Source organism: Burkholderia sp. NFPP32, assembly GCF_900119325.1.
Lineage (GTDB): Bacteria > Pseudomonadota > Gammaproteobacteria > Burkholderiales > Burkholderiaceae > Burkholderia > Burkholderia pyrrocinia_C.
Map to the genome: position 1 here is coordinate 51,207 of NZ_FPJP01000012.1, position 22,668 is coordinate 73,874.

Annotated in this window: 22 protein-coding genes; 11 read left to right on the forward strand and 11 right to left on the reverse strand. The window is 69.3% G+C overall.

Features of this window, described 5'->3' with window-relative positions; genetic code table 11:
• The first annotated feature begins 256 nt into the window (after window positions 1-256).
• From BT264_RS21920 to BT264_RS21970, 11 genes are all read left to right on the forward strand, one after another.
• Window positions 257-820, forward strand: a complete 564-nt coding sequence (locus BT264_RS21920; protein WP_072440716.1) for an RNA polymerase sigma factor — start codon at window positions 257-259, stop codon at window positions 818-820.
• Window positions 817-1,257, forward strand: a complete 441-nt coding sequence (locus tag BT264_RS21925) for a DUF3619 family protein (protein WP_072440718.1) — start codon at window positions 817-819, stop codon at window positions 1,255-1,257. The genes BT264_RS21920 and BT264_RS21925 overlap by 4 nt, the downstream gene beginning before the upstream one ends.
• Window positions 1,258-1,283: 26 nt before the next feature.
• Window positions 1,284-2,045: a DUF3106 domain-containing protein gene (locus tag BT264_RS21930; RefSeq protein WP_072440720.1), complete on the forward strand. Its 762-nt coding sequence runs from the start codon at window positions 1,284-1,286 to the stop codon at window positions 2,043-2,045.
• Window positions 2,046-2,051: 6 nt separating this feature from the next.
• A complete protein-coding gene (locus BT264_RS21935; protein WP_072440722.1) occupies window positions 2,052-2,558 on the forward strand; it encodes an RDD family protein in 507 nt (168 codons plus the stop codon).
• A gap of 224 nt (window positions 2,559-2,782) precedes the next feature.
• Window positions 2,783-3,721, forward strand: coding sequence for a UDP-2,3-diacylglucosamine diphosphatase (locus BT264_RS21940; RefSeq protein WP_072440724.1), 939 nt, complete (start codon window positions 2,783-2,785; stop codon window positions 3,719-3,721).
• 29 nt (window positions 3,722-3,750) lie between these two features.
• Window positions 3,751-4,785 carry a glycosyltransferase family 4 protein gene (locus tag BT264_RS21945; protein WP_072440726.1) on the forward strand — a complete coding sequence of 345 codons (1,035 nt, stop codon included), beginning with the start codon at window positions 3,751-3,753 and terminating at the stop codon, window positions 4,783-4,785.
• Window positions 4,782-5,318, forward strand: coding sequence for a diacylglycerol kinase (locus BT264_RS21950; protein ID WP_072440728.1), 537 nt, complete (start codon window positions 4,782-4,784; stop codon window positions 5,316-5,318). Before BT264_RS21945 ends, BT264_RS21950 begins: the two co-directional genes overlap by 4 nt.
• A 206-nt stretch (window positions 5,319-5,524) precedes the next feature.
• Window positions 5,525-6,283 carry a TetR/AcrR family transcriptional regulator gene (locus BT264_RS21955; protein ID WP_072440730.1) on the forward strand — a complete coding sequence of 253 codons (759 nt, stop codon included), beginning with the start codon at window positions 5,525-5,527 and terminating at the stop codon, window positions 6,281-6,283.
• Window positions 6,280-6,861 carry an LOG family protein gene (locus BT264_RS21960; RefSeq protein ID WP_034184865.1) on the forward strand — a complete coding sequence of 194 codons (582 nt, stop codon included), beginning with the start codon at window positions 6,280-6,282 and terminating at the stop codon, window positions 6,859-6,861. The genes BT264_RS21955 and BT264_RS21960 overlap by 4 nt, the downstream gene beginning before the upstream one ends.
• A gap of 22 nt (window positions 6,862-6,883) precedes the next feature.
• Entirely contained in the window at window positions 6,884-7,645 is a 762-nt protein-coding gene (locus tag BT264_RS21965; RefSeq protein ID WP_072440732.1) for an SDR family oxidoreductase, read from the forward strand.
• 229 nt (window positions 7,646-7,874) lie between these two features.
• Window positions 7,875-9,767 carry an ArnT family glycosyltransferase gene (locus BT264_RS21970; RefSeq protein WP_072440734.1) on the forward strand — a complete coding sequence of 631 codons (1,893 nt, stop codon included), beginning with the start codon at window positions 7,875-7,877 and terminating at the stop codon, window positions 9,765-9,767.
• 192 nt (window positions 9,768-9,959) lie between these two features.
• Here BT264_RS21970 and BT264_RS21975 read toward each other — a convergent pair whose 3' ends face one another.
• The 11 genes from BT264_RS21975 to kdpB form a co-directional block, all read right to left on the reverse strand.
• On the reverse strand, window positions 9,960-10,577 hold the full coding sequence (locus tag BT264_RS21975) for a DUF924 family protein (RefSeq protein WP_072440736.1): 618 nt from the start codon (window positions 10,575-10,577) through the stop codon (window positions 9,960-9,962).
• Window positions 10,574-11,305: an alanyl-tRNA editing protein gene (locus BT264_RS21980; protein WP_072440738.1), complete on the reverse strand. Its 732-nt coding sequence runs from the start codon at window positions 11,303-11,305 to the stop codon at window positions 10,574-10,576. Before BT264_RS21980 ends, BT264_RS21975 begins: the two co-directional genes overlap by 4 nt.
• A gap of 105 nt (window positions 11,306-11,410) precedes the next feature.
• Window positions 11,411-11,821 carry a group II truncated hemoglobin gene (locus tag BT264_RS21985; protein WP_017331548.1) on the reverse strand — a complete coding sequence of 137 codons (411 nt, stop codon included), beginning with the start codon at window positions 11,819-11,821 and terminating at the stop codon, window positions 11,411-11,413.
• A gap of 43 nt (window positions 11,822-11,864) precedes the next feature.
• Window positions 11,865-14,426, reverse strand: coding sequence for an ABC transporter permease (locus BT264_RS21990; protein WP_072440939.1), 2,562 nt, complete (start codon window positions 14,424-14,426; stop codon window positions 11,865-11,867).
• Between the two features lie 50 nt (window positions 14,427-14,476).
• Entirely contained in the window at window positions 14,477-15,094 is a 618-nt protein-coding gene (locus tag BT264_RS21995) for a DUF4126 domain-containing protein (RefSeq protein WP_072440937.1), read from the reverse strand.
• A gap of 211 nt (window positions 15,095-15,305) precedes the next feature.
• Window positions 15,306-15,626, reverse strand: a complete 321-nt coding sequence (gene sugE / locus BT264_RS22000) for a quaternary ammonium compound efflux SMR transporter SugE (RefSeq protein ID WP_034184858.1) — start codon at window positions 15,624-15,626, stop codon at window positions 15,306-15,308.
• 165 nt (window positions 15,627-15,791) lie between these two features.
• The gene (locus BT264_RS22005; RefSeq protein ID WP_072440740.1) at window positions 15,792-16,073 is read right to left on the reverse strand and encodes a DUF333 domain-containing protein; all 282 of its coding nucleotides are present in this window, start codon (window positions 16,071-16,073) and stop codon (window positions 15,792-15,794) included.
• 156 nt (window positions 16,074-16,229) lie between these two features.
• On the reverse strand, window positions 16,230-16,928 hold the full coding sequence (gene kdpE, locus BT264_RS22010) for a two-component system response regulator KdpE (RefSeq protein ID WP_072440742.1): 699 nt from the start codon (window positions 16,926-16,928) through the stop codon (window positions 16,230-16,232).
• Window positions 16,921-19,776, reverse strand: a complete 2,856-nt coding sequence (locus BT264_RS22015; protein WP_072440743.1) for a DUF4118 domain-containing protein — start codon at window positions 19,774-19,776, stop codon at window positions 16,921-16,923. The genes kdpE and BT264_RS22015 overlap by 8 nt, the downstream gene beginning before the upstream one ends.
• Window positions 19,777-19,940: 164 nt before the next feature.
• Window positions 19,941-20,522, reverse strand: coding sequence for a potassium-transporting ATPase subunit KdpC (gene kdpC, locus BT264_RS22020; protein ID WP_072440746.1), 582 nt, complete (start codon window positions 20,520-20,522; stop codon window positions 19,941-19,943).
• Window positions 20,523-20,540: 18 nt separating this feature from the next.
• Window positions 20,541-22,625 (reverse strand): potassium-transporting ATPase subunit KdpB, encoded by a 2,085-nt coding sequence (gene kdpB, locus BT264_RS22025; protein WP_072440748.1) that lies wholly within the window; start codon window positions 22,623-22,625, stop codon window positions 20,541-20,543.
• Between the last annotated feature and the right edge of the window lie 43 nt (window positions 22,626-22,668).

Sequence of the window (22,668 nt, forward strand, 5' to 3'; positions counted from 1 at the left end):
TTGGGCCAGCCTCAAATGAGACCATCACTTCATGTTGCGAATCGCTGACGATAGCGGGTCGTGATTAGGTCGTCAAGCAAAATATCCCGCACCGCATCATGCGCGCCGCCCGGCACCCCACCGCCGCGGCTCGCGCGCAACGCGCGGCGCCCAACCCGGTGCCAACCAGAGCGAAAATTTGTTAGCATCCGCGGGTTTTACGAAATTTTTCGACCTTTTACACCACGCAGCGGCCCGCAGCGCATACCTTCACGGAATGGCATCAGACAAGGAACTCGCCGACTTTCTGGCGGGCGTCGAAAGGCGCGCGTTCAAGCAGGCTGCGTACGCGGTGCGTGACGACGATGCGTCGCTCGACATCGTGCAGGACGCGATGATCAAGCTGACCGAAAAATACGGCGACCGGCCGGCGGCCGAGCTGCCGCTGCTTTTTCAGCGGATCCTGCAGAACGCGATCCACGACTGGTTCCGCCGGCAGAAGGTCCGCAACACCTGGGTCACGCTCTTCTCGTCGCTGAACAACACCGACGACGAAGACTTCGACCCCCTCGAAACGCTCGAATCCGCGAACGACAACGCGGGCGTCGAGAGCAGCGAGCACCGCCTCGAAAGAGAGCAGGTTCTGGCCCTGATCGACGAAGAAATCCAGAAACTTCCGGCGCGTCAACGGGAAGCGTTCCTGATGCGTTATTGGGAAGATATGGATGTCGCCGAGACTGCCGCCGCAATGGGGTGCTCCGAAGGCAGCGTCAAGACGCACTGCTCACGAGCCACCCACACCCTGGCGCAAGCGCTCAAGGCCAAAGGAATCACGCTATGAGCTCCGCTCCCGCAAACCGAGAACACGAATTCGCGCTGAAGGTGCGCCGCGCGCTGGACGAGCGCGCGGCCGCACTGCCTGCCGCGACCACCGATCGGCTGGCCGTCGCCCGCCGGGCTGCGCTCGCGCGCAAGAAGCCCGAGCCCGCGACCGCGCCGGTGTTCGTGCCGGCCTTCGCCGGCGCGGCCGGTGCCTACGGCCCGGCGCCCACGAGCCGCCCGCAGGCCGGCCGCCCGTACGCGTCGTTCGCGCGCCGCCTGCTGCGCGCGTGGCCGCTCGCACTGCTGCTCGCGGGGCTCATCGGCATCGCCTACTGGGAAGACATGCAGCGCACCGCCGAACTCGCCGACATCGACGCGGCGATGCTCAGCGACGACCTGCCGCTCAACGCGTATCTCGATCACGGGTTCAACGCGTATCTTTCGCACGCTCGCTAACAGACAATAACGAGGGGATCGCACGGGTGAGTCAGAAGCGCGGCCTGGCCGTATTTTTCGGATGCGTGATCGCGATCGCCGTTTCCTACGTCGCCACGTATTCGCGATTCCACCCGCCCCCCGCGACGACTACCGTCGCGGCTACCAGCCCTGCAGCGCCCGCATCGGCCGCGACCGGGCTGACCGCCGACCTCCCGCCGCTGCCACTGCCGCTGCCGGCCGCCACCGGTCCGCTGTCGTGGGCGCGCCTCACGCCGGCGCAGCACGCGGCACTCGCACCGTTCGCCGACCAGTGGGACGGCTTCAGCGACGCCCGCAAGCGAAAATGGCTGAAGATCGCGTCGCGTTTCGCGAAATTGACGCCGGATGACCAAAAACGCCTGCAGGACCGGATGTCCGAATGGGCGCGGATGACGCCCGAGCAGCGCCGCGTCGCGCGCGAGAACTACCAGAGCGCGAAGGAGCTTTCCGCGCAGGCGCGCGAGCGCGCGTGGAAGGCCTACCAGCAACTCCCCGAGGAACAGAAGGAACGTCTCGCGGCCGCCGAGCGCCGCCGCCGGCCGAGCGTCGTCAGCGCGCCGCCGACCGTCGCCGACCGTGACGTTCGCCGCCTCGTCAATTCGCACGAGCACCCGGCAAGCGGTGCAGCCCCCGCACCGGCGCCCGCCTCGGCCAGCGCCTCCGTGCCGCCGGTGCCCGCGTCGTCGACGGCCGGCGCCGCGTCGGTGCCCGCTGCGGCGGCACCGGTGTCGCCCGCCGACGCGCCTTCGCTGTTCAGGGGCTCCTGAGCGGCCGTGGCGAACGCCCGCGCACCCGAGACTCCGGCCGCCGCGCCGTCGGTGCGGCGGCGCCTCGCCGCGCTGCTCTACGAAGGCGTGCTGCTGTTCGGCGTCGTGTTCTTCGCGGGGCTCGCGTTCAGTCTCGCGACGCAGCAGCGCAACGGCCTCGTCCATCACAACCTGCTCGCCGCGTGGATCGCGCTCGTCGTCGGCGCGTACTTCGTCTGGTTCTGGACCCACGGCGGCCAGACGCTGCCGATGAAGACCTGGCGGCTGCGGCTCGTATCGTCGAGCGGCCGGCCGCTGAGTGCCGGCCATGCGCTCGTGCGCTATGCGCTCGGCTGGCTGTGGTTCCTGCCGCCGCTCGCGCTGCATCCGCTCCTCGGCCTGTCGGTGCCGGTCACGCTGGCGCTCACCGCCGCGTGGATCGTCGCGTGGGCCGGCGCCGCCCGGCTGCATGCCGGCCGCCAGTTTCCGCACGACCGGATCGCGCGCACGCGCGTCGTCGCCACGCCGCGCTGACGCGCCGCATTCGCCAGACGAAATCAGTTCGCCCAAGCCTTTCCCGCGTCGCCCGACGCGCCTGCCGGACAACCACCGATCGTTCGGTGCGGCAGATTACACAACGGCTTTCATTCACTGCTAAACACGCTGCATAGGTCGTAATAAGAACGTCTCGTGACTGTCACGGCACAGTCACGCCCGCATGGCGGAATGCCGGTAATGTCAACCGGCGCGAGTCATGCATGGGCCAGAAACCGTCCGCGACCTCCCTGTTCCGTCACCCGCTCGGCGCTCGCGCCGCCACCGCTTTCCTGTCCGGCTCGGGCGCAACCGATGGCCTGGCGTCGCAAGAACCACCTGCCGTACACGCCACGCGGCACGACGACCCCGACCCGTCCGCGCATCGCTACCGCACCATCTGGCTGTCCGACATCCACCTCGGCTCGAGCGGGTGCCAGGCGCCGTACCTGCTCGACTTCCTGCGTCACAACGATTCGGAATACCTGTACCTCGTCGGCGACATCATCGACGGCTGGCAGTTGAAGAAAGGCTGGTACTGGCCGCAGGCGCACAACGACGTCGTGCAGAAGATCCTGCGCAAGGCGCGCAAGGGCACGCAGGTCGTCTACATCCCCGGCAACCACGACGAAGGCGCGCGGCAGTTCTGCGACCTCGCGTTCGGCGATATCCAGGTGCGCGGCGAGGCGTTCCACACGACGCTCGCGGGCAAACGTTTGTGGATCGTGCACGGCGACCTGTTCGACGGCGTGATCCAGCACGCGAAATGGCTCGCGTATCTCGGCGACACGCTCTACACGCTGATCCTCGTGCTGAACCGCTGGTTCAACCGGATCCGCAGCCGGCTCGGATTCCAGTACTGGTCGCTGTCGCAGTATCTGAAGCACCAGGTCAAGAACGCGGTCAACTTCATCTCGCAATTCGAGACCGTGATGACCGACGAGGCGCGCCGCCGCGGCTGCGACGGCGTCGTGTGCGGTCACATCCACAAGGCGGAGATCCGCGACATCGACGGCGTGCTGTACTGCAACGACGGCGACTGGGTCGAAAGCCTGTCCGCGCTCGTCGAAACGATGGAAGGCGAACTGAAGATCGTCTACTGGACGGTGATGCGCACCGCACCGTCGGAGACCACGTCGCGCAAGGCCAAGGCCACTGCCTGACACAACCCTACTTACAGGACAATGCCGCGATGAAGATCATGATCGTCACCGACGCGTGGGAACCGCAGGTCAACGGCGTCGTGCGCACGCTGAAGAGCACCTCGCGCGAACTCACTGCGCTCGGCCACCGCGTCGAACTGCTGACGCCGCTGGAATTCCGCACGGTACCCTGCCCGACCTACCCCGAGATCCGCCTGTCGATCCTGCCGTACCGCAAGCTGCGCGCACGGATCGACGCGTTCGCGCCCGACGCGCTGCACATCGCGACCGAAGGCCCGCTCGGCCTCGCCGCGCGACGCTATGCGCGTTCGCGCAAACTGCCGTACACGACCGCGTATCACACGCGCTTTCCGGAATACGTGCAGGCGCGCTTCGGCATTCCGCTGGCCGCGACCTACCGCTTCCTGCACTGGTTCCACGGCCCGTCGCTCGCGGTGATGGCGCCGACGCCGGTCGTCAAGGAAGACCTCGAGAAGTTCGGCTTCACGAACGTCGTGCTGTGGACCCGCGGCGTTGATCTCGACATCTTCCGCCCGATGGAGTCGAAGGTGCTCAACACCGCGCGGCCGATCTTCCTGTACGTGGGCCGTGTCGCGATCGAAAAGAACGTCGAGGCGTTCCTGCGTCTCGACCTGCCCGGCTCGAAGTGGGTCGCGGGCGAAGGCCCCGCGCTCGCGGAACTGAAGTCGCGCTATCCGGAGGCGAACTATCTCGGCGTGCTGTCACAGGCCGAACTCGCGAAGGTGTATGCTGCGGCCGACGTGTTCGTGTTCCCGAGTCGCACCGACACGTTCGGCCTCGTGCTGCTCGAGGCGCTCGCGTGCGGCACGCCGGTTGCCGCGTATCCCGTCACGGGCCCGATCGACGTGCTCAGCGGCGGCGACGCCGGCGCGATGCACGAGGACCTGCAGGAAGCCTGCCTCGAAGCGCTGAAGATCGAACGCACGACCGCGCGCGCGTGGGCGGAACGCTTCTCGTGGCGCGCGGCGTCCGAGCAGTTCGCATCGCATCTGAAGCCGCTGCCGAAAACCGCGTACTCGCCAGCCGAAGGTGCCGCCGTTTGAAACGAGACCTGAACGACAAGACCCCGCCCCCCGCCGCAACGCAGCAACGGCACCGCCCGTTCGACGAGGAGGAGCCGCATGGCGACACGGACGCGCACGCGTCCGAGCCGCTCGGCCCCGACGATCAACTGACGCCGCTGCCGCCGAATCCGTACAAGCGCCACCGCGGCATCACGCGCGCATGGTACGCACTCAAGCATTCGCTGAACGGCTTTCGTGTCGCGATCCGCGAGGAGAGCGCGTTTCGCCAGGAGCTCACGCTCGCCGCGCTGATGCTCCCGATCGGCGCGTTCGCGCCGGTGCCGGCCGCATCGCGCGCGCTGCTGATCGCCTCGGTGCTGCTGGTGCTGATCGTCGAACTGCTGAACTCGAGCGTCGAGGCCGCGATCGACCGCATTTCGCTCGAACGCCACGAACTCTCCAAGCGCGCGAAGGACCTGGGCAGCGCGGCCGTGACGGTCGCGCTGTTCGCGTGCGTGACGACCTGGAGCTTCGTGCTCGGCCCGGCCGTCGCGCGCTGGCTCGGCTTCTAGCCGGCTGCCCGCCGCGCGCGTTGCGCATCGCCCGCGTGCGGCGCTGCACCATCCGTCGCACGGGGCCGCGATCACGAAATGCGCCCGATGTGGCGAAACCCCGGTTTATAATCGTCCGCCAGACATAGAACAGCAACCCGCGCCGGACGAATCCCGCAGCATCGATTGCAGCGCCCGCCAGTCCGGCACACACAGGGCCGGACGACATGGAAGCGAAACCTCCCCGCCGCACCCGCGAACGGATTCTCGAGTTGTCGTTGAAACTCTTCAACGAGATCGGCGAGCCGAACGTCACGACCACGACGATCGCCGAGGAAATGGAAATCAGTCCAGGCAACCTGTACTACCATTTCCGCAACAAGGACGACATCATCAACAGCATCTTCGCGCAGTTCGAGCAGCAGATCGAACGGCGGCTGCGCTTTCCCGAAGATCATCGTCCGACGATCGACGAAACCTGGTCGTACCTGCAGTACATGGCCGATTTCATGTGGACCTACCGGTTCCTGTATCGCGACCTCAACGACCTGCTCGCCCGCAACCGCACGCTCGAGACGCACTTCAAGCAGATCATCAGCCACAAGGTGCGCTTCGCGCGCGAGATGTGCGAGCTGCTCGTGTCCGACGCCGAGATGGTCGCGACGCCCGCCGAGATCGAAGTCATCGCCACCAACATGGCCGTCATTTCGACGTACTGGCTGTCGTATCAGTACGTGATGCATCCGCGCAAGTACAACGACCAGGACGCGATTCGCGAGGAACTGCACCAGGTCAGCATGCACGTGATCTCCGTGATGGCGCCGTACCTGCGCGGCCGTTCGCGCCAGTTGTTCGACGACCTGGTCTCCGGCAAGCTGCCGAAGCGCCAGTTCACCGACTACCTGCCGCCGCGCGACGGGTCGCCGCGCCCCGCCGGCGGGCCGGTCGCCGTTGGGCAGGCCCCCGCCAAGGATTCCAAGCAATGAAGGCAGTCTGCGTTTACTGCGGCTCGTCGTCCGGCGTGCGGCCCGTCTATGCCGACGCCGCGCGCGCATTCGGCCGCGCGCTCGTCGGTGCGGGCCTGACGCTCGTGTACGGCGGCGGCCGTGTCGGCCTGATGGGCGTGATCGCCGACGAAGTGATGGCGGCCGGCGGCCGCGCGGTCGGCGTGATCCCCGAACTGCTCGTCGACAAGGAAGTCGGCCATACGGGGCTGTCGGAACTGCACGTCGTGCCCGACATGCACCACCGCAAGAAAATGATGGCCGATCTCTCGGACGCGTTCGTCGCGATGCCCGGCGGCGCCGGCACGCTCGAGGAGCTCTTCGAGGTCTACACGTGGGCGCAGCTCGGCTATCACCGCAAGCCCGTCGCGCTCTACAACATCGATTCGTTCTACGATCCGCTGATCGCGCTGCTGCGTCATACGGTCGACGAGGGTTTCATGCGCCCGGCCTATTTCGACGCGCTGTGCGTCGATTCGGAACCGGTCGAACTGATCGAGCGGCTGCGCCGCTATCAACCGCCCGCCCGCGACAAGTGGGCGCCCGACGCAGCGAAGTAACCATCCCCGGGAGCCGCACGCGATGACCGCACCGTCCGGCCGCAAGGCCGTCCTCGTCACCGGCGCGAGCCGCGGCATCGGCCGCGCGACCGCCGTGCTCGCGGCCGAACGCGGCTGGGACGTCGGCATCAACTACGCGCGCGACGCGGCGGCAGCCGAACGCACCGCGCAGGCCGTCCGCGATGCGGGCGGCCGTGCGTGCGTCGTCGCGGGCGACGTCGCGAACGAAGCCGACGTCGTCACGATGTTCGACACCGTCGCGGCCGCGTTCGGACGCCTCGACGCGCTCGTCAACAACGCGGGCATCGTTGCGCCGTCGATGCCGCTCGCCGACATGCCGGCCGACCGGCTGCGGCGGATGTTCGACACCAACGTGCTCGGCGCGTACCTGTGCGCGCGCGAAGCCGCGCGCCGGCTGTCCACCGACCGCGGCGGCCAGGGCGGCGCGATCGTCAACGTCTCGTCGATCGCCTCGCGGCTCGGCTCGCCGAACGAATACGTCGACTACGCGGGCTCGAAAGGCGCGGTCGATTCGCTGACGATCGGTCTTGCAAAGGAACTCGGCCCGCACGGCGTGCGCGTCAACGCGGTGCGCCCCGGCCTGATCGAGACCGAAATCCACGCGAGCGGCGGCCAGCCGGGCCGTGCTGCCCGCCTCGGCGCGCAGACGCCGCTCGGCCGCGCGGGCGAAGCGCACGAAATCGCCGAAGCGATCGTCTGGCTGCTCGGCGACGCGGCGTCCTACACGACGGGCGCCCTGCTCGACGTCGGCGGCGGCCGGTAACCGCACGCGCGGCACATCAAAACCGTCACCCGAAGCGACCAGTCGTCACGGCGCCACAAATCTCCACAATTTCGTGACGGTTTCAGTAAACATTCGTAACAGTTCCGTGATTTACTAGCGGCCAGCCAGACAGGCGCCGTAAACGCCTGTTTTCTTGCCACCATGATGTGGCCCTTATCGGTCCGGCCCATGTCGCCGAACCGGCTCGACTCGACCCGAGATCTTTTCCATGCCTGGAACCGCAGCGCCCGGCCGGCGACGCACGTCGGTGCCCGCTCCGGCCCCGCACACCCGTTCAACCGCCGACGCCGACCTTACCGCGACGCTTGAAGCCGCCGGCACGCCCGTCATGGCCGTGACCGCAGCGACCAGCACCGCGCGCGACCGCTCGCTCCTGCTCGGCTGGCGCGCGTGGCTGCTCGCCGCTGCGCTGGTCTGCGCGTATGTGCTGCCCGGCGTGCTCGGCCACGATCCGTGGAAACAGGACGAAACCTACACGTTCGGCATCATCCAGCACATGCTCGAGACCGGCGATTTCGTCGTGCCGACCAATGCCGGCCTGCCGTTCATGGAAAAACCGCCGCTTTACGCGTGGGTCGCGACCAGCCTCGCGTGGCTGCTGCAGCGCGTGATGCCGCTGCACGACGCGGCACGGCTCGCGAGCGCGCTGTTCGCCGTACTCGCGTTCGGCTTCATCGCGCGCGCGGCGCGCATCGCCAACCGCGCGGACAACTGGTTCGACCTGCGTGTGATCGGTCCCGTCGTGCTGAGCGCGGGCACGCTCGTCGTCATCAAGCACATGCACGACATGATGACGGACGTCGCGCTGTTCGCCGGCACGGCAATGGGCTTCTGCGGGCTGCTCGAACTCGTGATGCGGCACGTCGCGCACGCGCAGCAGATGCGGCACGGGCTGCCGGTCCGGCCGTCGGGCCGCTGGGCCGCGCCGATCTTCGGCGCGGGCGTCGGCATCGCGCTGATGGCGAAGGGGCTGTTCGTGCCGCTCGTGTTCGCGGCCACGCTCGTCGGCGCGCTGGTGCTGTACCCGGCCTGCCGCACCCGCTCGTTCGCGCGCGCACTCGGCGTCGCCGCGCTCGTGTTCGCGCCGTTCGCGCTGATCTGGCCGACCGCGCTGTTCCTGCGTTCCGAGACGCTGTTCATGACGTGGTTCTGGGACAACAACGTCGGCCGCTTCTTCGGCTTCTCCGTCCCCGAACTCGGCGCGGAAAACGACAAGCCCTTCTTCATCCTGCGTGCGTTCCTGCTCGTCGGCTTCCCGGTCGCGCCGCTCGCGATCGTCGCGCTCGCGCGCGGTGCGTGGCGCGACTGGCGCACGCCGCGCATCGCGCTGCCCGTGCTGTTCGCCGGCGTCGGGCTCGTGGTGCTGCAGGTGTCCGCAACGTCGCGCCAGCTCTACATCCTGCCGTTCTTCGCGCCGCTCGCGCTGGTCGCCGCGCAGGCGATCGAACGCATTCCGCGCACGCTGCATCTCGCGTGGGATTACTTCAGCCGCGTGCTGTTCGGTACGGCCGCCGCACTCGCCTGGGGCATCTGGGCAGTAATGGCCGATCCGGCCGCGTCGCGCGCAGATCTCGCGCTGCTCGGCCGCTGGCTGCCGCTCGACTGGACGATGCCGATCGAGCCCGCGCTTGTGGTCGGTGCGCTCGCGCTGACGGTCGGCTGGCTGACGCTGCTGCCGAAGCTGCGCACGACGGGCCTCTGGCGCGGCGCGCTGTCGTGGGGCGCCGGCGCAGTCGTCGCGTGGGGGCTCATCTATACGCTGCTGCTGCCGTGGCTCGACGTCGCGAAGAGCTACCGCTCGGTGTTCGACGACCTGAACGCGCATCTCGCGCTCGAATGGAACGACGGCGACTGCATGGCGAGCCTGCACGGGCTCGGCGAATCGGAAGCGCCGATGCTGTACTACTTCTCCGGCATCCAGCACACGCCGATCGACGACGCGAAGACGACGCGCTGCACGTGGATGATCGTCCAGGGCGTGCGGGCCGTCGATCCGGCGCCAGGCAGCGAATGGAAACTGTTCTGGACGGGCGCGCGCCCGGGCGACAACGAAGAACTGCTGCGCGTCTACGTGCGCACGCCCGAACAGCACCTGCAGTGACGCAGGACGGCGCGACGCGCCGTCTTGCCCGACTTCATCTCCGGCAAAAAGGTTGAGACCGGCCGCCCGAGCAGCGCGCAGGCTCCTCCATGCGATACGCCGCACCGCCGGCCAGTTTCGCCGATCGCCAACGCAACCGCGCGAATCTGCGGGCTTGCCCCCTCCTCGTCACTCACGCGACCGCCCGGACCATCAGAACGACGAACCGGGTTCGCGAAGAAACGCCGTCTCCACATCGGTCGACTCACGGCCGAGAATCGCGTTCCTGTGCGGAAAGCGGCCGAAGCGCTCGACCACGGCCGCATGCCGCAACGCGAAGCAGTGATAACTCTCGCACCCTGCCTCGCCGCGAATGCCCGCGCACAGGCGCACGGCCTCGCGCTGGCTCTCGATCGACTCGTCGTGCTCGAACGGCAGATACGCGAACGCGCGGTGATGGCCGCTCGGCAGTTGCGCATCCCAGCCGGCCGCGACGACGCGGCGTGCGAGCGCGAGCGCCTTCGGATCGGCGGCAAACGCGCGCGGCGTGCCGCGATGGATGTTGCGCGAGAACTGGTCGAGCACGACGATCAACGCAAGCGCACCCTCCGGCGAACCGGCCCAGTGATCGCATGCGCCGTCGCACGCGGCGTCGAGCAGCGCGCCGTAGCGCGTGCGCAGCACGTCGTCGAACGCCGCGCCGCCGTTGAACCAGATCTTGCGTTCCTGCCCGAATTCGGCCGAGCCCGGTTCGCCGAACCAGAAATCCAGAATCTCGCGCGCTTGCGGATCCAGCGCCGCCGCGCCCGCCGCCCCGGTGTCGATCGTCATGCAAACTCCAGTACGAGGCGCCGCGTTCGCGCGCTCTTCTTTTCAAGTTTCGCGACGCGCAGGTCGCCGATTTCCGACGTGTTGCGCACGTGCGTGCCGCCGCACGGCTGCAGGTCGACCTGCTCGATGCGCAGCAGCCGCACGCGGCCGAGGCCCATCGGCGGCTTCACGCTCATCGTGCGCACGAGTTCGGGCCGCTCGGCCATCTCGTCGTCGGTAATCCATTCGGTCGTGACCGGATGCGCGCCGGCGACCAGGCCGGCGAGGCGCCGCTCGACGTCGTCGCGGTCGATCGCTTCGGACGTCGCGAAATCGAGCCGCACATAGTCGGCCGTCACGCTGCAGCCGTCGACCGCGTACGGCAGCACCGCGCACATCAGGTGCGCGGCCGTATGCAGGCGCATGTGCCGGTAGCGGCGCAGCCAGTCGATCTCCGCGACCACGCGTGTGCCGGGCACGAGCGTCGCGACGCGCGCCTCCTGCCCCGGTGCAGGCACGTGCAAGGCGTCGTCGGGCGTCGCGCCGTCGAACCTTGCCTTGCGGGTATCAGCGATCCCGATCGTGCTGCCGTCGGGCAGGGTCAGCGTGCCGGTGTCGCCGGCCTGGCCGCCGCCGAGCGGATAAAACACGGTGCGGTCGAGCCGGATGCCGTCGTCGCCGACGGCCTGAACGATCGCGTCGCACCGTGTGAGGTACGCGTCTTCGCGAAACAGCGCTTGTGTCGTCATCGGGCGAGCCTCGTATCGATTGCGGGAAACGGCCAGTGTCGCGCCGCGCGGCGCGCGCGCCCAGACGCAGATCGTCCCGCGCGCGGGCAGCGGCGTACCGGTCGATCAACCGGGCCGGTTGCGCATCCAGTCGGCCGTGTCGTAGAACGAATGCATGAGCCGCTCGCGCAGCGGCTCGGGCAGCCCGACATCCTCCATCGCCCACGCCATGCAGCGCAGCCACTGGTCGCGCTCGACCGATGCGATCGGGAACGGCAGGTGCCGCGCGCGCAGCCGCGGATGGCCGAACCGGTCGATGTAGTGGTCGGGGCCGCCGAGCCAGCCGCACAGGAACCAGAACAGCTTGTCGCGCGAACCGTCGAGCGATGCCGGGTGCAGCGCGCGAATCTGCGCGAACTCGGGCTCGAGGTCCATCAGGTCGTAGAAGCGGTCCACCATTTCGCGCACGCGGGCTTCGCCGCCCACGAGCTCGAACGCCGTCGGCTGCGACGGCGCATCGTCATTCACATCGGTCATACGGATAGTCGGAAAACGGGATCTTCGGGGCCGCCGGCGACACTCATGCGTCGCGCAGCGACTGCAGCGCGGGGCGCCGCAACACATTATGCAGGCTCAGCCAGCCGGCCGCACCGGCGCACGCGACGCCGGCCGCGATGCCGGCCGGCACGAGCCACGGATCGACGGCGAGCCGGAAATCGAACACGCGCGACGCGAGCACCCAGCCGACCGCGATCGCGCCCGCCGACGCCAGCGCGCCGGACAGCGCGCCGACCACGACGAATTCCGCGCGCTGCACCGCATTGACCTGCGCGCGCGACGCGCCGAGCGCGCGCAGCAGCGCGGCCTCGCGCACCCGCTCGTCGCGCGAGCCGGCGAGCGCCGTGTACAGCACGAGCACGCCGGCCGCCAGCGTGAACGCGAACAGGAACTGCACCGCGCCGACCACCTGCAGCATCATCCGCTGCAGTTGCGCGAGGATCGGCGCGACGTCGATCGCGGTCAGGTTCGGGTAGCGCGCAATCAGCGGATCGAGCAACGCGGCGTCGGATGCAGGCAGATGGAAGCTCGTGAGGTAGACGGCCGGGAAATCCTTCAGCACCTGCGGCGGCATCAGCACGAAGAAGTTGACGCGAAACGTGCCCCAGTCGAGCTTGCGCACGCTCGTGATCGGCGCGTCGACCGTCAGCCCCGTCACGTCGAAGCGCAGCGTGTCGCCCGGCTTCACGTTCAGCATCTTCGCGAGGCCGGCCTCGATCGAGATCTGCGGCGCGGCCGCGGTGCCGAACCAGTCGCCTGCGACGATCCGGTTGTCGGACGGCAGCTCGGTCGTATACGACAGGTTGAACTCGCGGTCGACGAGCCGGCGCGCCTCGTCGGACGGGTACGCGTCCGGATTCACCGGCTTGCCGTTGATCGCGACGAGGCGGCCGCGCACCATCGGCGCGGGCACCGCGTCGCGCACGCCGTGCGCGGCCAGATAGGCCGCGACGTCGTCGCGCTGGTCGGGCTGGATGTCGATCAGGAACTGGTTCGGCGCATCGGGCGGCGTCGATTGCCGCCAGCCCGCGACGAGGTCGTTGCGCGTGATCGCGATCAGCAGCAGGCACATCAGGCCGAGCGCGAGCGCGGTGATCTGCAGCGCGCTGGCCGTGCCGCGCCGGTGCAGCGACGCGAGCGCATAGCGCCAGCCGACGCCCGCGGCCACGCGCGCGTTGCGCACCGCGCGCGCGGCGGCGAACAGCACGAGCCGCGCGATCAGCGCGAAACCGACCAGCGCGCCGGCGAAGCCGCCCGCGACGATCAGGCCGAGCTTCAGGTCGCCGGCGGCCGCGATCAGCAGCCCTGCGAACAGCACGACGCCGACCGCATACGCGGCCCACGCGGTGCGCGACGCATCGCCCCATTCGCGGCGCAGCACGCGCACCGGCGGCACGCGCGTGAGCGGCACGAGCGGTGGCAGCGCGAAGCCGAGCAGCAGCACGAGCGCGGCCCCCACGCCGATGAGCGCCGGCCACAGCGTGGGCGGCGGCAGCACGACTTCGATCAGGCCGCCGAGCGCGGCCAGCAACGCCCAGTGGCCGCCGTAGCCGAGCACCGCGCCCGCGGCGCCCGACACGATCCCGATACCGACGAATTCGAGCGCGAACAGTGCGCCGAGCGTGCGGCGGCTCACGCCGAGGCAGCGCATCGTCGCGCAGCCGTCGAGATGGCGCCGCATGTAGCGCTGCGCGGCCATCGCGATCGCGACCGCCGCGAGCAGCGCGGTCAGCAGCGCGACGAGCGTCAGGAAATGGCGCGCGCGATCCAGCGTCTGCCGCACCTGCGGCTGGCCTTCCTGCAACGACTCGAGACCGACGCCGCGCAGCTTCCCGCCATCGACGCGCTCGTGCGCATAGGTTTCGAAGCGCGCGACGGCCTGCGCATCGCCGGCGACCAGCAGCCGGTACGTGACGCGGCTGCCGTAACCCGTGAGCCCCGTCGCGGCGAGTTCGTCCGCGCGCATCATCAGCCGCGGCGAAAAATTGACGAACGAAAAGCCGCGATCGAGTTCGCGGGAGATCGACGCTGCGACCGTGAACGTGCGCAGCCCGACACGCACCGTATCGCCCGCCTTCAGGTGCAGCGCGTCGAGCAGCGCGGGGTCGGCCCACACGGTGCCGGGTGCGGGAATCGCTGTCGCCTTGTGCGCGGCGGCGGCGCCGGCCGGCAGGATCTCGACCGCACCGCGCAGCGGATATCCGGGCGACACGGCCTTCACGGCCGCGAGGCGCGCGGGCGCTGCGTCGGCCGTCTGCCCGCCCGCGGCGGACGCGATCATGCTCGGGAAAATCGCGGTCGTCGCGGTACGCAGGCCGAGCGCGCGGGCCTGACGGTCGAACGACGGATCGACGGGACGGTCGGCGCGCACGACGAAATCCGCGCCGAGCATCTGGCGCGCGTCGCGCTCGAGCCCCTGGCGCAGCCGGTCGGCGAGAAAGCCGACGCTCGTCAGTGCCGCGACCGCGAGCACCAGTGCGAGTACGAGCAGCGTCAACTCGCCCGCGCGCCAGTCGCGCGCGGTCATCCGTGCGGCCTGGCGGATCAGGTCGCGCAGGCCGAAGCGGCCGGCATGCGCGGGCATGTCATGGCCGGGTTGCCCGGCCGGCGGCTGCGCCGCGTGTTGCAGCCCCTTCAATCGCGCTTACCCCCGATCGAGTTGAGCCGCGACACCATGTGGTTCGCCATCCCGCGAAAACCGCCCGACACGCCGCGCCACAGGCGCGGCAGCGCCCAGGCCGAAGCGGCGACGAAGGCCGCGAGCAGCACGAGGAACGCGAGCGGGACGAAGAATGCGAGCGCGAGCCCGCCGACCACGAGGCCGTCCTCGGTCGACGACGCAACCCAGTTCGAAATCGGTTCGGGAGACAGGTTGATCAGCGCGCGCGTACCGGCCTTCGCCACGTGCGCGGCGCCGGCGAGCGAACCGCCTGCAAGGCCCGCGACCGCGAGCACGGTCGGATCGGCATGGCCGAGCGCGCCGGCTGCGAGCACGGCGCCGGCCGGGATGCGGATGAAGGTATGCACGGCATCCCACAGCGAGTCGAACGCGGGGATCTTGTCGGCAAGGAATTCGGTGACGGTGAGCACGGCGGCGGCGCCGATGACCCACGGCGACATCAGGACGGCCAGCGTGTCGGGCAGGTGGAGCCAGCCGACCCGCGCCAGCACGCCGGCGATCAGCACCGTCAGGTACAGGCGCAGCCCGCTCGCCCACGCGAGCCCCGCGCCGAGCGAAATGGCTTCGATCATGGCCCTCTCCTTGCACTTTCCGTGCGCTTTGCCGATCGATCGGATCGGGTCGGTCAGACCGGCCGCGCGGCGCGTGGCGACCGGCGCCGCAGGCCGCGAACGGCACAACGACATTCAGGCCCGAATGCGTTCCATTATAGACAGGCTAACCGGGCAGCCGGCGCAATTCCGCAGTGCAGTGCCCGGGCGCAGCGCGTCCGGGACTCCGTCGTCAGGCGGCCGACGACAGCTTGAGGCCGATCAGCCCGGCGACGATCAGCGCAGCGCTCGCGACGCGCGCGACGGTCAGCGCCTCGCCCATCATCACGATGCCGAACACGAACGCGCCGACCGCGCCGATGCCCGTCCACACCGCGTACGCGGTGCCGAGCGGCAACTGGCGCATCGCGACCGCGAGCAGCCCGAAGCTGGCCAGCGCCGTCACGATCGTAAACACTGACGGGCCGAGCTTCGTGAAGCCGTCCGACGATTTCATGCCGGCCGCCCAGGCCACTTCCAGCAAACCGGCAATCAACAACAATACCCACGCCATCGCGACGTACTCCGGATCGGATGGGGCCGTCCCCGTTGAAGCGAATGACCCGGGGTCGTCCCCGGGCGGCGCCGAGTATAACAAGAGGCTTACGGACACGCCGGACGCGGCGCACGGCCGGCGGCCGATCCGGGGCAGGATCGGCCGGACCCGGTCAGTTCGGCATCAATTCGACACACGCTTCGGCGCGACGCCGCCGACGCAGCGGTCGTCGCGGTACAGCGCCCACTCCTCGCACACGCGGCCATCCTTGAACATGCACATCCCGACCTGTCCGCTCGGCAGGCTGCGGATCACGTGGCGACCGCCGAGCTTCTCGCAGTTGACCGACGCGGGATTGGCGAGCGCTGCCTGCGCGGGCGGCTGTTGCCCCGGCGGCAGCGGTTGGGCGAACGCGCCGGGCGCAGTCAGCGCCAGCGCACAGATGACGGCCAGACGGACGGACATTGCACGCTCCTCGTTTTTGTTCGCGGAACGGTCAGCATAACGGGGAATCCGCGGCCGGTGTGCAAGGCCGGCGCCGGCCGCACGACTGTCGCGCCGGCGCAACCCTGCCCGCGCGGCGTCACGCCGGCCCGGGCTGCCGCCGCCGCGCGATGCCCGTCACGCGGCGCCGACCAGCCGGTAGCCGACGCCCGTCTCGGTGACGATGTACTCGGGCTGTGCCGGGTCGCGCTCGAGCTTCTGGCGCAGGTGCGCCATGTAGATGCGCAGGTAGTGATGGCTCTCGACGTGCGACGGCCCCCACACGTCGCGCAGCAACTGGCGGTGCGTGAGCACGCGCCCCGCGTGCCGCACGAGCGTCGCAAGCAGCCGGTATTCGAGCGGCGTCAGATGCACGATCTCGCCGTCGCGCCACACCTGGCGCAGCGCGAGATCGACGGTCACGGTGCCGAAGCTCACCTTCGGCGTCTCGTTCGCGCCGCCCTGGTTGCGCCGACGCAGTTGCGCGCGAATCCGCGCGCGCAGTTCGGACACGCCGAACGGCTTGGTCAGGTAGTCGTCGGCGCCCGCGTCGAGCGCCGCGACCTTCTCCTCTTCCTGCGTGCGCGCGGACAGCACGATCACCGGCACCTCGGACCAGCCGCGCAGCTCACGGATCACGTCGAGGCCATCGGTATCGGGCAGGCCGAGGTCGACGATCACGAGATCGGGCTTGCGCGTCGCCGCGTCGATCAGCCCCTGCTTGCCCGTCTCGGCCTCGAACACGGCGATGTCCTCCTCCTCGAGCGCGGCACGCACGAAGCGGCGGATCTGCTTTTCGTCCTCGATCAGGACAACGGTCAGGCTGGGTTCACTCATGATCTGGCAATGGCTCGGATGGGGACGATGCGCCCGGCACGTCGGATTCGTCGTCGGGCACGGCGGGCGCCGCCGGCGGCGTCTCAACCGGCAGCGTGAACCAGAAGCGCGCGCCCGTCACGCGGCCGTCGGGCGCGGTGCGGTTGAGCGCGCCGATTCTACCGCCGTGCGCCTCGACGATCGCACGGCAGATCGCGAGGCCGAGCCCGATGCCCGGCGTCGCCGATTCCTTCTCGCCGCGCGTGAACTTGTCGAAGATCCGCGTTTCCATGCCGGCCGGCAAGCCCGGCCCGTAATCGTCGACGTGCACGCGCACGAACGGGTTCCCGTAGGGCAGCCCGTCGTCGGTCACGCGCTCCGCGCCGATGTCGAGCGGCGTGTCGGGCGGCGTGTACTTCGCCGCGTTCTCGAACAGGTTGGTGAACAGGCGTTCCATCAGCACCGCGTCCATCTGCAGCAGCGGCAGGTCGGCCGGCAGCGACACGCGCGCGGGATGGCGCGCGAGCACGCGCTTGCACGCGGCGAGCGCGGCGCCGACGGTTTCCTCGAGCAGCGACCACTGGCGCTTGAGCTGCAGGCTGCCGGCCTGCAGCCGCGCCATGTCGAGCAGGTTCGTGACGATGCCCGTCATCCGCAGCGCCTCGTCGTGGATCGCGTCGACGAGCTCTCCCTCGCGCTGCGCGAAGCGTTCGGCCGCCGCGGCGTCGCCGCCCTGCGCGGCCGCGCGCCCGTTCGCGAGCATCGACGAGAAGCCGACGATCGTCGTGAGCGGCGTGCGCAGGTCGTGCGAGATCGCCGACAGCAGCGAGTTGCGCAGCCGCTCGGATTCCATATTGACGAGCGCGTCGCGCGCGATCTCGACGTAGTGCACGCGTTCGAGCGCGAGCGCGATCTGCGCGGCGAATGCGTCGAGCATCCGCAGCTGTTCGGGCACCTCGAGCTCGCGCGGCTCGCGCGACACGACCGCGAGCACGCCGCGCGTGCGCATCGGCGCCTTCAGCGGCAGGTACAGCGCGGCCGTCGCGGGCAGCGTGTCGGTGCCGCGGCCGGCCGGCTTCTGCTGGTCGTACACCCACTGGCCGACGTCGCTGTCGAGATCGGCGCCCGTCAGCGTGACGGCCGCGTCGGGCTCCTCGATCTTCTGGCGCACCTTGTCCGCGCTGTCGGGCAGCAGGAACGCGACACGCGCGCGGAACACCTCGCCCACGTGGCGGCTGCCGATCTCGACGATCTGCTCGGTCGTCAGCGCCGCGCCCAGCTCGCGCGCCATCGCGTAGATCGCGCCGGTGCGGCGCTCGCGGCGCTGCGCGATGCTCGCCTCGCGCGTCAGCGTCGACGTCAGGTGACTGATCACGAGCGACGTCAGCAGCATCCCGAAGAAGGTCAGCAGGTATTGCGTGTCGCTGACCGAGAACGACATGCGCGGCGGCACGAAGAAGAAATCGAATGCGGCCACCGACAAGAACGACTGCAGCACGCCCGGGCCGCGCCCGAGCCGCACGGCCGAGAACACGACGCCGAGCAGGTACAGCATCACGAGGTTCGTGAGGTCGAGCCGCTCGGACACGACGTTTGCGACGACGGTGATCGCCGCGCAGATCGCGGCCGCGTACACGTAGTGCCGCGGCGGCGAACGGTGCGTGCCGAACTTCGCGAACGCATCGCGCCAGTCGCGCGCACGCGGGTCGAGCGGCGCCGCGCGCGCCTCGTCGCTCGCGGACGCGCGGATCAGCATCAGGTCGACGTCGCCGGCGCGTTCGGCGAGCTGCTCGCCGAACGGCCGCGCGAAGCGGCGCATGAGCCCGACCTTCGGCGAGCCGCCCGCGACGATCTTCGACACGTTGCGCACCTTCGCATAGCCGATCAGCGCGGCGACCGCGTCGCCGCCGGCGAGCGTGGCCGTTTCCGCGCCGAGTTCGGCCGCGAGCTTCAGCGCGTCGAGCGTGCGCTGCCGCTGCGCGTCGGGCAGCCGCTGCAGGCGCGGCGTCTCGACATACACGGCGATCCAGTCGGCCTTCAGGCTCGCGGCGAGCCGCGCGGCCGCGCGCACGAGCGTCGGCGCTTCGGCGCCCGGACCGACGCACACGAGCAGCCGCTCGCGCGCCTGCCAGATGCGCTGGATCGAACGGTCGGCGCGGTATTCGCGCATCTGCGCATCGACGCGATCGGCCGTGCGCCGCAGCGCCAGTTCGCGCAGCGCGATCAGGTTGCCCTTGCGGAAGAAGTTGCGCACCGCGCGCTCGGCCTGCTGCGCGAGATAGACCTTGCCGTCGCGCATTCGCTCGAGCAGTTCCTCGGCCGGCAGGTCGACGAGCGTGACTTCGTCGGCTGCGTCGAACACGCGGTCGGGCACCGTCTCCCACACGCGGATGCCGGTGATCGCGCCGACCACGTCGTTCAGGCTTTCGAGGTGCTGGACATTGACGGTCGTATAGACGTCGATGCCCGCGTCGAGCAGTTCGTAGACGTCCTGCCAGCGCTTCAGGTGCCGTGCGCCCTGCACGTTCGAATGCGCGAGTTCGTCGACGAGGATCAGTTGCGGCTGGCGCGCGAGCGCGCCGTCGAGATCGAATTCGGCGAGCGTGCGGCCGCGATAGTCGATGCGCGCGAGCGGCAGCACGTCGAGGCCGTCGAGCAGCGCGGCGGTTTCGCCTCGGCCGTGGGTTTCGACGATGCCGACGACGACGTCGACGCCGTCCTGCAGGCGCTGGCGCGCGGCCTGCAGCATCGCGTACGTCTTGCCGACGCCGGCCGATGCGCCGAAGAAGATCTTGAGCTGGCCGCGCCGCTGCTTTTCTTCGTCTCGCTGCAGCTTGTCGAGGAGTTGGTCTGGATCGGGACGGTTCATGCGTCAGGAAAGCGGAGCGCCCGGATGCGCGCGAGTACGAGCATTGTTGTTCCAAATCGCCGCAAAAGGCAAAGACGGCGCATGCGCCGTCGGGAAAATGCGCGTCCGGCGCGGCTCGAGCCGTGCCGGGCACCGGTTGCCGGGCCTGAAGCCCGGATGCACGATCAGTGCGCGGCCTGCGCCGCGTCGAGCGCGAGGTTCAGCTTCAGCACGTTCACGCGCGGCTCGCCGAGCACGCCGAACTGGCGGCCCTTCGTGTTCGCGGCAACGAGCTGCGCGACCGCGTCGGGCGCCAGGTTGCGCGCCTTCGCGACCCGCTCGACCTGGTATGCGGCGGCGGCCGGCGTGATCTCCGGATCGAGGCCGCTCGCCGACGCCGTCACGAGGTCGACCGGCACGGGCTTCGACATGTCGGTGCCGGCATCGCGCAGCGCGGCGATGCGCCCCTTCACCTGGTCGGCGAGCGACGGATTCAGCGGGCCGAGGTTCGAGCCGCCGGAACCGGTCGCGTTGTACGGCATCGGCGCCGTGGCCGACAGACGGCCCCAGAAGTACTTCGGCGCATCGAACGGCTGGCCGATCAGCGCGGAGCCGACCGCCTTGCCGTCCTTCTCGATCAGGCTGCCGTTCGCCTGCGACGGGAACACGGCCTGGCCGAACACGGTCATCACGGCCGGATACGCGAGCCCCGTCACCGCGGCAAGCACGACAAAGAGCACGACGAGCGGACGAATCAACGTTTTCATGATGTTTCCTTCAGGACCTCAGGCCCAGCCGAGTGCGGCGAGCGTCATGTCGATCAGCTTGATGAACGGGAACGGCAGCAGCAGGCCGCCGAGGCCGTAGACCAGCAGGTTGCGGCGCAGCAGCGATGCGGCGCCGAGCGGCCGGTACGTGACGCCCTTCAGCGCGAGCGGGATCAGCGCGACGATGATCAGCGCGTTGAAGATCACCGCCGACAGGATCGCGGACGCCGGCGACGTCAAGTGCATGATGTCGAGCACGCGGAGTTGCGGGTACGTGGTCACGAACGCGGCCGGGATGATCGCGAAGTACTTCGCGATGTCGTTCGCGATCGAGAACGTCGTCAGCGAGCCGCGCGTCATCAGCATCTGCTTGCCGATCTCGACGATCTCGATCAGCTTCGTCGGGTTCGAATCGAGGTCGACCATGTTGCCCGCTTCCTTCGCGGCCTGCGTGCCCGTGTTCATCGCGACCGCCACGTCGGCCTGCGCGAGCGCCGGCGCGTCGTTGGTGCCGTCGCCCGTCATCGCGACGAGGCGCCCCGCCGCCTGATGCTCGCGGATCGTCGCGAGCTTGGTTTCCGGCGTCGCTTCCGCGAGGAAATCGTCGACGCCCGCTTCCGCCGCGATCGCCGCGGCCGTCAGCCGGTTGTCGCCCGTCACCATCACGGTCTTGATGCCCATCTTGCGCAGTTCCGCGAAGCGCTCCTTGATGCCGCCCTTCACAATATCCTTCAGCTCGATCACGCCGAGCACGCGCGCCGCCCCTTCATGCAGGTCGGCCACGACGAGCGGCGTGCTGCCGCGGCGCGCGACGTCGTCGACCGCGCGGCGCACTTCTTCCGGGAAGCGGCTGCCGTGCGTCTCGACGTAGCGGCGGATCGCGTCGGCCGCGCCCTTGCGGATCTCGCGGCCGGGCAGGTCGACGCCGCTCATCCGCGTCTGCGCGGAGAAGCCGAGGAACGTCGCGTGCAGTTGCCCCATGTCGCGCTGGCGAATGTTGAAGCGCTCCTTCGCGAGCACGACGATGCTGCGGCCTTCCGGCGTTTCGTCGGCGAGCGACGACAGTTGCGCGGCATCGGCCAGCGCTTCCTCGGTCACGCCCGGCGCGGGCACGAACATCGACGCCTGGCGGTTGCCGAGCGTGATCGTGCCGGTCTTGTCGAGCAGCAGCACGTCGACGTCGCCGGCCGCTTCCACCGCGCGGCCCGACGTCGCGATCACGTTCGCCTGCATCATCCGGCTCATCCCTGCCACGCCGATCGCGGACAGCAGCCCGCCGATCGTCGTCGGGATCAGGCACACGAGCAGCGCGACGAGCGCGGTGATCGTCACCACGTGGCCGGCCTTCATCGCGTCGACCGCGAACGTCGAGAACGGCAGCAGCGTCGCGGTCGCGAGCAGCATCACGATCGTCAGCGCGACGAGCAGGATCGTCAGCGCGATCTCGTTCGGCGTCTTCTTGCGCTTCGCGCCTTCGACCATCGCGATCATCCGGTCGAGGAACGCCTCGCCGGGGTTCGCCGTGACCTTCACGACGATCCAGTCGGACAGCACGCGCGTGCCGCCCGTTACCGACGAGAAGTCGCCGCCCGATTCGCGGATCACCGGCGCGGATTCGCCGGTGATCGCCGATTCGTCGACCGACGCAACGCCGTCGACGACCTCGCCGTCGGCCGGGATCACGTCGCCGGTCTCGACGAGCACGATGTCGCCGCGGCGCAGGTCGGATGCGGTCGTGACGCGGATCGGCGACTTCGGATGCGGCTCGTTGAGCTTCTTCGCCATCACGTCCTTCTTCGCGCTGCGCAGCGATGCGGCCTGCGCCTTCGAGCGCCCTTCGGCGAGCGCTTCGGCGAAGTTCGCGAACAGCACCGTGAACCACAGCCACAGCGCGATCGCGAGGATGAAACCCGCGGGCGCCTCGGCCTGGCCGGCAAGCGCCGCGATCCACAGGATCGTGGTCAGGATGCTGCCGACGTATACGCAGAACATCACCGGGTTGCGGAACTGCGTGCGCGGTGTGAGTTTCTTGAACGAATCCACGATCGCCGGGCGCAGCAGCGCCGGATCGAACATGGACCGTGTTGCGGAATGTTGAGTCATTGCGATCTCTTCAATCTCTTCAGTCTTTTCAATGTGTGACCAT

Bases quoted from the DNA above. Each gene is read 5' to 3' on its own strand.
- BT264_RS21920 (WP_072440716.1), top strand. From the start codon at position 257: ATGGCATCAGACAAGGAACTCGCCGACTTTCTGGCGGGCGTCGAAAGG.
- BT264_RS21925 (WP_072440718.1), top strand. From the start codon at position 817: ATGAGCTCCGCTCCCGCAAACCGAGAACACGAATTCGCGCTGAAGGTG.
- BT264_RS21940 (WP_072440724.1), top strand. From the start codon at position 2,783: ATGGGCCAGAAACCGTCCGCGACCTCCCTGTTCCGTCACCCGCTCGGC.
- BT264_RS21945 (WP_072440726.1), top strand. From the start codon at position 3,751: ATGAAGATCATGATCGTCACCGACGCGTGGGAACCGCAGGTCAACGGC.
- BT264_RS21955 (WP_072440730.1), top strand. From the start codon at position 5,525: ATGGAAGCGAAACCTCCCCGCCGCACCCGCGAACGGATTCTCGAGTTG.
- BT264_RS21960 (WP_034184865.1), top strand. From the start codon at position 6,280: ATGAAGGCAGTCTGCGTTTACTGCGGCTCGTCGTCCGGCGTGCGGCCC.
- BT264_RS21965 (WP_072440732.1), top strand. From the start codon at position 6,884: ATGACCGCACCGTCCGGCCGCAAGGCCGTCCTCGTCACCGGCGCGAGC.
- BT264_RS21970 (WP_072440734.1), top strand. From the start codon at position 7,875: ATGCCTGGAACCGCAGCGCCCGGCCGGCGACGCACGTCGGTGCCCGCT.
- BT264_RS21975 (WP_072440736.1), bottom strand. From the start codon at position 10,577: ATGACGATCGACACCGGGGCGGCGGGCGCGGCGGCGCTGGATCCGCAA.
- BT264_RS21980 (WP_072440738.1), bottom strand. From the start codon at position 11,305: ATGACGACACAAGCGCTGTTTCGCGAAGACGCGTACCTCACACGGTGC.
- BT264_RS21985 (WP_017331548.1), bottom strand. From the start codon at position 11,821: ATGACCGATGTGAATGACGATGCGCCGTCGCAGCCGACGGCGTTCGAG.
- BT264_RS21990 (WP_072440939.1), bottom strand. From the start codon at position 14,426: ATGCCCGCGCATGCCGGCCGCTTCGGCCTGCGCGACCTGATCCGCCAG.
- BT264_RS21995 (WP_072440937.1), bottom strand. From the start codon at position 15,094: ATGATCGAAGCCATTTCGCTCGGCGCGGGGCTCGCGTGGGCGAGCGGG.
- sugE (WP_034184858.1), bottom strand. From the start codon at position 15,626: ATGGCGTGGGTATTGTTGTTGATTGCCGGTTTGCTGGAAGTGGCCTGG.
- BT264_RS22005 (WP_072440740.1), bottom strand. From the start codon at position 16,073: ATGTCCGTCCGTCTGGCCGTCATCTGTGCGCTGGCGCTGACTGCGCCC.
- kdpE (WP_072440742.1), bottom strand. From the start codon at position 16,928: ATGAGTGAACCCAGCCTGACCGTTGTCCTGATCGAGGACGAAAAGCAG.
- BT264_RS22015 (WP_072440743.1), bottom strand. From the start codon at position 19,776: ATGAACCGTCCCGATCCAGACCAACTCCTCGACAAGCTGCAGCGAGAC.
- kdpC (WP_072440746.1), bottom strand. From the start codon at position 20,522: ATGAAAACGTTGATTCGTCCGCTCGTCGTGCTCTTTGTCGTGCTTGCC.
- kdpB (WP_072440748.1), bottom strand. From the start codon at position 22,625: ATGACTCAACATTCCGCAACACGGTCCATGTTCGATCCGGCGCTGCTG.